The sequence below is a fragment of the Plantibacter sp. CFBP 13570 genome (assembly GCF_014841395.1).
GTDB classification, from domain to species: Bacteria; Actinomycetota; Actinomycetes; order Actinomycetales; family Microbacteriaceae; genus Plantibacter; species Plantibacter auratus.
The window spans coordinates 1-11,694 of the sequence record NZ_JACYTW010000080.1; the positions used below are offsets into that span (position 1 = coordinate 1).

Annotated in this window: 8 protein-coding genes; 5 read left to right on the plus strand and 3 right to left on the minus strand. The window is 69.6% G+C overall.

The genetic code is table 11. The annotated features are described in order from the left end of the window. Positions 1-149 precede the first annotated feature (149 nt). Entirely contained in the window at positions 150-311 is a 162-nt protein-coding gene (locus IFT89_RS17990) for a hypothetical protein (protein WP_202939638.1), read from the plus strand. Further along, positions 308-1,960: a hypothetical protein gene (locus tag IFT89_RS17995; RefSeq protein ID WP_202939639.1), complete on the plus strand. Its 1,653-nt coding sequence runs from the start codon at positions 308-310 to the stop codon at positions 1,958-1,960. Before IFT89_RS17990 ends, IFT89_RS17995 begins: the two co-directional genes overlap by 4 nt. A gap of 88 nt (positions 1,961-2,048) precedes the next feature. Here the strand turns inward: IFT89_RS17995 and IFT89_RS18000 are convergent, their stop codons facing one another. Then, on the minus strand, positions 2,049-2,756 hold the full coding sequence (locus IFT89_RS18000; protein WP_202939640.1) for a response regulator: 708 nt from the start codon (positions 2,754-2,756) through the stop codon (positions 2,049-2,051). Next, entirely contained in the window at positions 2,753-4,411 is a 1,659-nt protein-coding gene (locus IFT89_RS18005) for an ATP-binding protein (RefSeq protein ID WP_202939641.1), read from the minus strand. Before IFT89_RS18005 ends, IFT89_RS18000 begins: the two co-directional genes overlap by 4 nt. 199 nt (positions 4,412-4,610) lie before the next feature. On the opposite strand from IFT89_RS18005, the gene IFT89_RS18010 reads away from it, so the two are divergent. After that, positions 4,611-5,933 (plus strand): cation:dicarboxylate symporter family transporter, encoded by a 1,323-nt coding sequence (locus tag IFT89_RS18010; protein ID WP_202939642.1) that lies wholly within the window; start codon positions 4,611-4,613, stop codon positions 5,931-5,933. An 86-nt stretch (positions 5,934-6,019) separates the two neighbouring features. Here IFT89_RS18010 and yczE read toward each other — a convergent pair whose 3' ends face one another. Continuing rightward, positions 6,020-6,685 carry a membrane protein YczE gene (yczE, locus tag IFT89_RS18015; protein WP_064294226.1) on the minus strand — a complete coding sequence of 222 codons (666 nt, stop codon included), beginning with the start codon at positions 6,683-6,685 and terminating at the stop codon, positions 6,020-6,022. Between the two features lie 63 nt (positions 6,686-6,748). On the opposite strand from yczE, the gene yczR reads away from it, so the two are divergent. Together yczR and IFT89_RS18025 are read left to right on the plus strand one after the other, a co-directional pair. Continuing rightward, positions 6,749-8,191, plus strand: a complete 1,443-nt coding sequence (yczR, locus tag IFT89_RS18020; protein ID WP_121291631.1) for a MocR-like transcription factor YczR — start codon at positions 6,749-6,751, stop codon at positions 8,189-8,191. Between the two features lie 144 nt (positions 8,192-8,335). Then, positions 8,336-11,694 (plus strand): efflux RND transporter permease subunit (locus tag IFT89_RS18025; protein ID WP_202939643.1); only part of this gene is annotated, 3,359 nt, incomplete at its 3' end.

An 11,694-nucleotide genomic window follows, 5' to 3' on the forward strand; every position in this document is an offset into this window, starting at 1 on the left:
GCGCGGGTCGCGTCGCTGGCCGCGGAACTCCGAGGAGCCGGCGTCCCCGCCGGCGTCACCGAGCAGGTCGCGAGTGTGGTCCGCACGGCCGGTCTCGACGCCGTCATCGGCCTCGGCGCCGGCATGCTGACGGACGAGCAGGCGGGGCTGTGCTGCTCGACGCCCTCATCGACGCGCGTCGCCGAGGAGCCGACAGCGCAGAGACGGCCGCCGAACTGCGCGCGGTCGCCAGGCTGCAGACCGTCGTCCGGCAGCTCCTCTCCGGACTCGCCACGACCACGCGCACCGCCGGGACCGGGGACCGACCATGAACCTCTCCGACCTCCGCACCAAGAGCTCAGCCGAGATCGACGTGCTCGCCACCTTCATCGGCTCGCTGAGCGGCGACCCGTTGAGCTTCATCACCTCGATCGGTTCGTTCGTTGATCGCGCAGTCGGGCTCATCCCCAGATCCTCCACGTTCGCGGACACCCCACCGCCGGGTGACCCGGCCACCATCGACGGGCTCGCGGAGCAGTACGAGAACGCGGTGCTCGCCGCGGAGGCGATCCAGACCACGCTCTACACCGTCACCGCGTCGAGCCTGCCCGACGCACTCGTCGGGGTGACCGGCGCGAGCGCGACGCAGGTCCTGGCGTCCGTCAACACCCTCGTCGGCAGCGAGATCGAGGGTCTCCGGACCGGTGCCAGCGGTCTCCGCGACTACGCGGACGCCATCACCGCGGCCCGCGCCGCCCACCATCCGGGTGCGGACACCATCCGCGACGGTCAGCGGACCATCGGGAACATCTCCGTGAACCCATGGGCGATGACCAACCCGATCACCGGAGCCGGAGAGGTCGCCGGTGTGCTCTCGGACCTCATCCGCGGGGCCGGCCAGATCCTCGACGGCGTGTCCGTCTGCCACGACGCCTACGACGACGCATGGGCGGCCGGTGAGGCGCTGCAGCGGGCACTGTCGGACGCCGAAGGCTACGCCGTGCTCGCCGGCGTCGAGGTGCCCGTGGGCCAGACGCGGCTGGACGTCCTCGTCTCGCGGACGCAGTTCCCGAACGGTGACCCCGACAGTTCGGTCCTCTCCGAGACGGAATGGGCGAACTACGTCCAGAACTGGAACGCGATGAGCGACGACGAACGCGAACGCATCCTCGCGGCGATGGAAGAGTCCGGCGACCCTGCCGTCAGCGCCCTCCTCATGAGTGCGATCGCCACCGGCGCCGGCAGTTCCTCCGTGCTCGCCCTCGCCGACGCGATCAAGAACGCTCCGCCCGGCGAACGCCAGCGCATGATCGACGAGCTCACGAACCTCGGCGTCGGCGACAACGGGGACGCCACGGTGAACGGCGAGACCTTCGACCAGTACAACAACAAGACCTGCGGATCGACGACGCTCATCACCCTCGCCGCCCAGTCGGACCCGTTCCTCGCCTACTGGCTGCAGACCGGCGAGTTCCTCGACGGCCACGTGCCCGACTACCTCCGGGGACTCGACCTCGCCGACGCGGCCGGTCTGGACACCGAGGATCGGATGACGTTCCTGCAGCAGGCCGTCCAGGACCGTGCGAACGACCTGTTCCCCGGCCCGATCGACTACCCGAACGTCGCGGGCACCGCACCCGGCGGCGCGGTCACCGAATCCGACCGCACCGGTACCGACTACCACATCGACTGGACCAACGCCCTGGGTGGTGACTCGGGCCGAGGCGCGGCACTCACCGAGGCCGCGGCGGCGGCGAACGACGGGACGCCCGTCCCGCTTCTCGTCGGCCCGAGCGACAACACCATCCCGCAGCACTACGTGCTCATCATCGGCTTCCACGACGGCGACTACGAGATCTACGATCCGTCGACCGGCGAGACGAACTCCGTGGACGAGGACATCATGCTGAACGGCTCGGACGACCCGGTCACCGGCTTCGCGAACTGGAACCAGATCTACGCCGTCGTGAACCCGAGCTGACCCTTCGACAAGCTCAGGGACCGCGTGGGGTTGCTCGGGGATCGGGCGCGTCGGCTCAGGACCGCGTGGGGTGGAGACCGACATCCGATCAGCGCCAGCGGTACTCGAGCTCCGGGCGCCCCGGGGTGCCATAGCGCGGTGAGCGCTCGACGGCGCCCGTCTCGGCGAGGTACTCGAGGTAGCGCCTGGCCGTCACCCGTGACAGGGACCCGGCGGCTGCCGCCTCGCTCGCGGAGAGCGGACCGGACGCCTGCCGGAGGAGGTCCGAGACCAGACGCAGGGTGTCCTCCGAGAGTCCCTTCGCCAACTGCGGGCGGGAGGACGGCGCTCGCAGCGTGGCGAGGGTGAGGTCCACCTCGTGCTGGCTCGCGACCGAGCCCTCCGCCGACATCGTGTGCCGGAAGGAGCGATACGCCTCCAGCTTGTCGGCGAACGCGGGGAACGCGAACGGTTTGATGAGGTACTGGACGATGCCCGCCGAGACCGCCGCTCGGACGATCCGGAGATCACGGGCCGCGGTGATGGCGATGACGTCGACGTCGATACCCGCCGTCCGGATGCGTCGGCAGAGCTCGAGACCGTGCGCGTCCGGCAGGTTGAGGTCGAGCAGGACGAGGTCGATCCGGTCGTCGGGGGAGCGGTGGGCCGCAGCTGCCCGCAGCGCCTGCATCGCGGTGGCCGCATCGCCCGCCACGGCGGCGAGTTCGAAGCCCTCGACGCGGCGCAGGTAGGACGCATGGGCCTGCTGGGTGATCGGTTCGTCCTCGACGACCAGGACCCGGATGCGCTCGCTCATGTGCCTGCCTCGTCCCGGACGCCGACCGCGGCCGGCAGCGTCACGACGAACGCCGAGGACGGCTCACGGACGACCTCGATCGTGCCGCCGAGTCGTGTCACCGCCTGCTGGACCAGCGCGAGACCGAACCCCCGGCCGTATCGGCCGGGCTCCTTCGTCGACCAGCCGCGTACGAACGCGAGGTCGAGCGCCTCCGGGGGCAGGCCCAGTCCGCTGTCGGTCACCTGGATCACGAGCTCCGTCGTCTCGGCGTCGTCGGACCGCCCGGCGCCGAGGTCGTCCGGCAGCCCCTGCCCGAGGTAGACCTCCACCCAGGGGCGATCGCCGGACGCCGCGTCGATCGCGTTGTCGATGAGGTTGCCGAGGATGGTGACGATCACGGCCGGGTCGACGCGCACGCGTCCGAGCGCGGGGTCGCTCTCGAGGTGCAGCTCGACCCCCTGCTCGGCCGCCTGCGCCGTCTTGCCGAGCAGCAGCGCCGAGATCACCGGCTCCTGTTCCGCCGCGAGCACGCGGTCGGTCAACCGCTGACTCGCTCCGAGTCCCTGCGCCGCGAGGTCGAGCGCCTCCTCCCGCCGGTCGAGCTCGATGAGCGAGACGATCGTGTGCAGCCGGTTCGCGAACTCGTGGGTCTGCGAGCGCAGGGCGTCGCTCATCGTGCGCATCGACGCCAGCTCGCCGCTCAGGTGTTCGATCTCGGTGTGGTCGCGCAGCGTCATCACCCACCCACGCGGGTGCGGGCCTGCCGTCTCGCCCGGACCGACCGCCGACTCCTGGTTCACGACGAGCACGTGGTCGCGTGTGAGGTGGATCTCGTCCACGGCCTGGCGTCCGCTCGCGAGGAGCTCGCGCAGGCCGGCGTCGATCGGCAGCTCGTCGACCGGCGCCGCTCCCGGGGAACGCTCGCCGAGGGGCAGCCCGAGCAGTTCGGACGCCTGGTCGTTGACGAGCACGAGACGGCGGTGGCGGTCCACGAGGACGAGCCCCTCCCGCACCGAGTGGAGCACCGACTCGTAGTAGTCGAACATCCTGGCGAGGTCCTCCGGTCCGCGCGACCCGGTGACCCGTGCGAGGTAGCGGCGGAGCGTCCAGGAGCCGATCGCGCCGATGACGAGCACGAGCAGAGCCGTTCCGAGCAACCACGGCACCCGGGTCTCGAAGGTCTCGGACACGTTGCTGACCGTGACGCCTGCGGCGACGAGGGCGACGACCTCGCCGGCGTCGTCACGGATGGGTGCGACGGCGCGGACGGAGGGGCCGAGCGTGCCCGTGTACGTCTCGGTGAAGGTCCGTCCCTCGAGCGCCGGTCCGATCGTGCCGATGAACGGCTTGCCGATCTGGTCGCGCTCGCGGTGCGTGTACCGGGTGCGATCCGGAGCCATGATCGTCACGAAGTCGACACCGGTGTCGCGCATGAGTGCCTCGGCGTAGGGCTGGAGCGCGTCGGACGGGCGATCCGAGCCGAGCTGCGCGACGACGTAGGGGTTGTCCGCGACGCCGTTCGCGACGTCGAGGCACTTCGCGACCGCGCGGTCCTCGGTCTCGGTGCGGGCCTGGAACCACAGCAGGACTCCGGCGACGAGCGTCATCGCGACGACCGCGACGAGCTGCACGAGGAAGAGCCGCGAGGCGATGCTCCTGGACCGACCGGCCATCGCGTCACCTCCGTCTGCTCCGTCGCGTCGACCCCTCAAGTATCGGGGGTGACGACGGTCACAGGCGTCGCCGACCGCGACCAGTACGACCACAAGCGGTCACTACGACCACAACCCGGTCGATCCGCCGGCGTGGTCGCAGCATGGGTCGATCGACCACCCGCTGCCGCACTGACGCGGCCGACGAAACGGATCCGGAATGGCAATGACGCTCTCCTCCCTGAAACGGCTGGACAAGACCCACTACCTCTACCTCGCGGTGATCCTCGCGGTGCTCGCCGGCATCGTCGTCGGACTCGCCGCCCCGGAGTTCGCGAAGGGGCTCAAACCCATCGGTGACGCCTTCGTGGCGCTGATCAAGATGATGATCGCCCCGGTCATCTTCTGCACCATCGTGATCGGCGTCGGGTCGATCGCGAAGGCCGCGACCGTCGGCAAGGTCGGCGGGCTCGCGCTGCTGTACTTCATCGTGATGTCGACCTTCGCCCTCGCGATCGGCCTCGTCGTCGGCAACCTCATCCAACCGGGCGCCGGCTTGAACCTCGCCGAGACGAGCTACCAGGTGGAGGGGGAGGCCAAGAGCACGACCGAGTTCATCCTCGGCATCATCCCCACGACGCTCGTGTCCTCGCTGACCGGCGGCAACATCCTGCAGGTCCTCTTCGTCGCCCTGCTCGTCGGCTTCGGCCTGCAGAAGATGGGGACGACGGGTGAACCGATCCTGCGCGGCATCAAGCTCATCCAGGCGCTCGTGTTCCGGGTGCTCGCGATGATCATGTGGATCGCGCCCATCGGTGCCTTCGGTGCGATCGCCGCCGTGACCGGGTCCGCCGGCGCGAGCGCGCTCGTCGGGCTCGCCACGCTCATGATCGCGTTCTACATCACCTGCGCGTTGTTCATCGTCGTCGTGCTCGGCGGCGTGCTGCGCCTCGCGACGGGCTTCAACATCTTCAAGCTCATGAAGTACCTCGGCCGTGAGTACCTCCTCATCGTCGGCACCTCCTCCTCCGAGGCTGCGCTGCCGCGACTCATCGCGAAGATGGAGCACCTCGGTGTCTCCAAGCCGGTCGTCGGCATCACCGTCCCGACGGGCTACTCCTTCAACCTCGACGGCACCGCGATCTACCTCACCATGGCGTCGATCTTCATCGCCGACGTCATGGGTGTCCCGATGAACCTCGGGGAGCAGATCTCGCTCCTCGTGTTCATGATCATCGCGTCGAAGGGCGCCGCGGGCGTCACCGGCGCTGGTCTCGCGACCCTCGCCGGCGGGCTGCAGGCCAACCGACCCGACCTCGTCGACGGGGTCGGCCTCATCGTCGGCATCGACCGCTTCATGTCGGAGGCGCGTGCGCTCACGAACTTCACCGGCAACGCGGTCGCCACGATCATCATCGGCACGTGGGTGAAGGAGGTCGACCGGGTGCAGGTCGGCGAGGTCCTCTCGGGTCGCTCGCGGTTCGACGAGGCGACGATGAGCGTCGACGACCACACGGGCGCGGTCGCGGTGGCGAAGCGCTGAGCAGCAGGCCCTTCGACAGGCTCAGGGACCGGAGAACCCGGTCCCTCAGCCTGTCGCTCCCGGACCCTGAGCCTGTCGAAGGGTGCTCAGTTGGCCGGGGAGTCGACGATCGGCTTCGAGGGCGGGGTGTCGCCCTCGAGCACAGCCTCGTCCACGGCGGTGGTCGAGTGTTCCGTCCGCGGAGCGATCCGGAACAACGGGATCGTGTAGCCGCAGATCGGGCCGATGAGCACGGCGAAGACCACCGTTCCGATGCCGACGTTCCCGCCGAGCAGCCATCCGATGCCGAGGACCACGAGCTCCACACCCGTGCGCCCGACCCAGATCGGCCACCCGGTGACGCGGTGGATGCCGGTCATGAGGCCGTCCCGCGGGCCGGGGCCGAAGTTGCCGCCGATGTAGAGGCCCGAGGCGACGCCGAGGAGGAGCAGTCCGCCGGCGAACAGCAGGATGCGCGCCCACAGGTCGAGGTCCGCGGGGATGAACGCCAGCCCGATGTCGGCCGAGGGCCCCACGAGGAGGACGTTCAGGACGGTGCCGACACCCGGCCGCTGCTTGAGCGGGATCCAGGCGAGGAGCACGAGCCCGCCGACGATGATCGTGATGAGTCCGAAGCTCAGGCCGGTCCGCAGGTTGAGTCCCTGGGTGAGGACGTCCCACGGGGCGACGCCGACCGCACCGCGCACGATCATCGCGATGGCGATGCCGTACAGGAAGAGGCCGATGAGGAGTTGGAGCACACGACGGGTCATGGTGGACAATCCAATTGCACGATTGGCTTTGGCGCTAGAGGCCAATCTGGGTATCGTGGTTCAATGGCTTCCATCACCCTGAGTGCCCGATCGCTCGCCGCCCTGCTCGGGCAGTGGAAGACCGCTGCGCCCGCATACCGCGGTCTCGCCGACCGCATCCGACTCCTCGTCCTCGACGGACGCATCCCGGTCGGCACCCGTCTGCCGGCCGAGCGGGAACTGGCCGATCGGCTCGCGCTGAGCCGCACCACGGTCACCGCGGCGTACCGCGAACTGCGCGAGGCCGGCTACCTCCGCAGCATCCGCGGTTCGGGCAGTGTCACCCTCCTACCGTCGGCGCCCACTGCGCTGGCTCCCGTGCCACAGGGCGGGTTCCTCGACTTCAGCAAGGCGGCCGTCCCGCCGTGCCCCGAGATCATCGACGCCGTGGCCACCGCCGCCGCAGAACTGCCGCGGTACATGCACGACTTCGACTACGACCTCGTCGGCATGCCCGAGCTGCGGCAGGCCATCGCCGACCGCTACACCGCGCGCGGGCTGCCCACCGACCCCGACGAGATCATGGTGACCGTGGGGGCTCAGCACGCGATCGCCCTCATCGCGCGCACCCTGCTCAGCCGAGGTGACCGCGTCCTCGTCGAGATGCCGAGCTATCCCCACGCCTACGAGGCGCTCCGGGCGGCCGGAGCCAGGCTCGGCGCGGCGACCGTCTCCTCGGAGACCGGCTGGGACGTCCGCGAACTCGAGCAGTGGTTCGAGCGCACGAGCCCCGCGATGGCGTACCTCATGCCGGACTTCCACAACCCGACCGGGGCGTCGATGCCGCTCGAGACCCGCCGACGGGTCGCCGCAGCCGCCGAGCGGCACGGGACGGTGCTCGTGATCGACGAGACCACGGCGGAACTCGACATCGACCGGCCGACGGACCAGGGGCTCGACGGCACGCCGTTCGCTGCTCTCGAGGGTGCGCCGGCGTCGATCATCACGATCGGTTCGGTGGGCAAGACGATCTGGGGCGGGCTCCGCATCGGGTGGATCCGGGCGGAGCGCGGCACGATCAGGAAGCTCGTCTCGGCACGCTCGCTGGGCGACCTCGGCACGCCGATCCTCGACCAGCTGACCGTCCAACAGTTGATGCCGGCGATGGACGGCATCGTCGCCCGGCGCGGTGTCGCACTCGGCGAGACCCGCGACCGGCTCGTCGACCTCCTGGCCGACCGCCTCCCCGAGTGGACCGTGCCGCGGGTCGACGGTGGGATCGCCACCTGGGTGAACCTCGGCGAAGCCGCGTCATCGCAGCTCTCGCTCGCGGCGCGGAGTCACGGGCTCGTGATCGTCGCGGGACCACGGTTCGGCATCGACGGTGCGTTCGAGCGCTACCTGCGCATCCCGATCAGCTATCCGTGGGCCCAGACGGAGCAGGCGGTCGAGCTGCTGACGCAGACGTGGCACTCCGCGATGTTCGGGCACGTGCCGGCCCTGGACTACCTCGAAGACGTCGTCTGACCTCGTCGCCGACGAGCGTGACACCGCTCCACACGCAGTGCTTGTGCGTGCCGTGTCCAGCCTCCGCGCGAGACCGCCGTCGGACGGGTGTGCGGTGACATAATTACAGCGTCCGCACCTCTCGCAACAACCGAAAGCGGCTCCGTGCACCTGCTCTCCGTCCTCAGCATGAAGAACCGCGCGTTGATCGCGCTCGTCACCATCGTGGCAGCCGTGTTCGGCGTCCTGGCGGTGGGCGGCCTCAAGCAGGAGCTCATCCCGTCGGTCCAGTTCCCGCAGCTCGCGATCATCACGAGCTACCCGGGTGCGGCACCCGAGGTCGTCAACGACGACGTCTCGACCCCGATCGAGACCGCGATCCAGGGCGTGCCCGGTATCGAGTCCACCTCGGCGACGTCGAGCACGAACTCGAGCCTCATCAGCGCGACCTTCACCTACGGCACGGACCTCGCCACCGCCGAGCAGAAGATCACCCAGGCGATCAACCGCATCAAGTCGACCCTGCCCGACACCGTCGACCCGCAGGTGGTCAGCGGCAGCATCGACGACCTCCCGGTCATCCAGATCGCCGTGTCCGGTGCAGCCGATCAGGACTCCCTGGCCGAGGTGCTCTCGAGCTCCGTGGTCCCCGACATCAAGGACGTCGACGGCGTCCGCGACGCGGCGATCGTCGGTGAGGTGGGCAAGCGGGTCACGATCACCCCCGACGACGCCAAACTGGCCCTCGCGGGGCAGACCAGCCGGGTCATCGGGACGACGCTGCAGCAGAACGGCTCCCTGCAGCCTGCGGGCGACATCACCGAAGGCGACAAGACGTTCTCCGTGCAGACGGGCACGAAGCTCACCTCGGTCGACGACATCGCCGCACTGCCGATCACGGGCGCCCTCGCCGCCGACGGCTCCGTCCTGACCATCGGCGACGTCGCGACGGTCGCCCTGAGCGACGACCCGATCACGTCGATCTCGCGCGTCGACGGCGAGCCGGCGCTCACCATCGCCGTCACGAAGCTGCCCGCGGCGAACACCGTCGAGGTCTCGCAGGGTGTGCGCGACATCCTTCCTGCGCTGGAGCGCACCATCGGGTCCGACGCCAAGCTCACCGTCGTCTTCGATCAGGCGCCCTACATCGAGCAGTCCATCGAGGCCCTGACGACGGAAGGCCTGCTCGGCCTCGTCTTCGCGGTGCTGATCATCCTCGTGTTCCTCCTCGACGTCCGGGCCACGCTCGTGACGGCGATCTCCATCCCGACGTCCGTGCTCATCACCTTCATCGGCCTCCAGGTCGCCGAGTACTCGCTCAACATCCTCACGCTGGGCGCGCTGACGATCGCCATCGGGCGCGTGGTCGACGACTCGATCGTGGTCATCGAGAACATCAAGCGACACCTCTCGTTCGGCGACAACCGCACGGGTGCACAGCGCGCCGGGTCGATCCTGAGCGCCGTCCAGGAGGTCGCGGGCGCGATCACCGCCTCGACCATCACCACGGTGGCCGTGTTCCTGCCCATCGCGTTCGTCGGCGACGTCACCGGAGAACTCTTCCGACCCTTCGCCCTCACCGTCACGATCGCGCTGCTCGCGTCGCTCCTCGTCGCGCTCACCATCGTGCCCGTGCTCGCCTACTGGTTCCTCCGCGCCCCGAAGGCCCAGCGCCTCGCAGCCGCAGCCGCCGCGGAGGAAGCGCCCTCCGACGCGACGAGCGGACCGGTCCGGAGCCGACGCGAGCGCCGGGTCAGCGTGCAGGACGAAGACGACCTCGAGAAGCCGTCACGGCTCCAGAAGGCCTACCTCCCGATCATCCACTGGACCCTCAAGCACTCGGTCACCACCCTGCTGCTCTCGGTGCTCGTGCTCGTCGGCACCTTCGCGCTGACGCCGTTCATGAAGACCAACTTCCTCGGCGACTCCGGCCAGAACACCCTCACGGTCACGCAGACCCTGCCGGTCGGCACGAGCCTCGACGCCCAGGACGCGGCGGCGAAGCAGGTCGAGACAAAGCTGCGCGACATCGACGGCATCGACACCGTCCAGCTCTCGATCGGGTCGAGCGGAAGCTCGTTGCGCGACGCGTTCTCGGGCGGCGGTGGCGGAGCCATCACCTACTCGATCACGACGAGCGAAGACGCCGACCAGACGGCACTCCAGAAGACGGTCCGCAAGGACCTGTCCGGGCTCGACGACGTCGGCGAGATCGAGGTCGCCGCGTCCGCGGGCTTCGGCGGGTCGAGCGACATCGAGATCGACATCACCTCCGCACGGCAGAGCGATCTCGCGAAGGCCGCCGACGCGATCCAGCAGGCCGTCACCGGCCTCGACGGCATCGACCAGGTCACGAGCAACCTCAGCGAATCGCGGCCCTACGTCCAGGTGGCCGTCGACCGCGACGCCGCCGCCGCAGCAGGGTTCAGCGAGGTCGCGCTCGGTGCGTACGTCTCGCAGCTCATGCAGCCGACGACGGTGGGATCCATCGTCATCGACGACACTACGCTCACCATCTACGTCGACGCCCAGGACCCGCCGACCACCGTCGACGCCCTCGCGGCGACGGAGGTCCCGACCGCCACCGGCCCGAGACGCCTCGACACCCTCGCGACGGTCTCCCAGGTCGACGGACCCGCGACGATCTCGACCGTCAAGGGGCTTCGCTCGGCCACGATCAGCGCGACTCCGGGCAGCGACAACCTCGGTACCGCCAGCGCCGAGGTGCAGACGGCCATCGACGACGTCAAGCTGCCCGCCGGCACCACGGCGACCCTCGGAGGTGTCACGGCATCGCAGAGCGACGCGTTCGGACAGCTGGGCCTCGCGCTCCTCGCCGCGATCCTCATCGTCTACGTCATCATGGTCGCGACGTTCCGTTCGCTGCGGCAACCGCTCCTGCTGCTCGTGTCGGTGCCGTTCGCCGCGACCGGCGCGATCGGGCTCCAGATCATCACCGGCGTGCCGCTCGGCGTCCCGTCCCTCATCGGCGTGCTGATGCTCATCGGTATCGTCGTGACGAACGCGATCGTGCTGGTCGACCTCGTGAACCAGTACCGGCGACGCGGCATGACGGTGATCGAGGCCGTCGAGCACGGTGCCGCACGCCGACTCCGCCCGATCCTCATGACGGCGCTCGCGACGATCTTCGCCCTCACCCCGATGGCACTCGGCATCACCGGACACGGTGGCTTCATCTCGCAGCCGCTCGCGATCGTCGTCATCGGCGGGCTCGTCTCCTCGACCGTCCTGACGCTCGTCGTGCTCCCCACCCTCTACAACCTCGTCGAGGGGTTCCGGGAACGTCGCGAGCAGCGGCGGGCTGCAGCCGAGCCGAAGCCGACGCCACGCACGGTCGCCGCGATCGAGGGGCCGCGGGCCGCGACTGTCCCCGCTGAGGAGCCGGTCCTCGTCGGCGCCGGTGGCGGAAGCGCTGCAACCGCGCCGAGCGTGCCTGACGCATCCGTTCCGTCGGCCTCGGCGGACGTGGCTCCGGTGGACGCGGCTCCAGACGGCGCCGCTCC

Bases quoted from the DNA above. Each gene is read 5' to 3' on its own strand.
- yczE (WP_064294226.1), bottom strand. From the start codon at position 6,685: ATGACCCGTCGTGTGCTCCAACTCCTCATCGGCCTCTTCCTGTACGGC.
- IFT89_RS18010 (WP_202939642.1), top strand. From the start codon at position 4,611: ATGGCAATGACGCTCTCCTCCCTGAAACGGCTGGACAAGACCCACTAC.
- IFT89_RS17995 (WP_202939639.1), top strand. From the start codon at position 308: ATGAACCTCTCCGACCTCCGCACCAAGAGCTCAGCCGAGATCGACGTG.
- yczR (WP_121291631.1), top strand. From the start codon at position 6,749: ATGGCTTCCATCACCCTGAGTGCCCGATCGCTCGCCGCCCTGCTCGGG.
- IFT89_RS18000 (WP_202939640.1), bottom strand. From the start codon at position 2,756: ATGAGCGAGCGCATCCGGGTCCTGGTCGTCGAGGACGAACCGATCACC.
- IFT89_RS18005 (WP_202939641.1), bottom strand. From the start codon at position 4,411: ATGGCCGGTCGGTCCAGGAGCATCGCCTCGCGGCTCTTCCTCGTGCAG.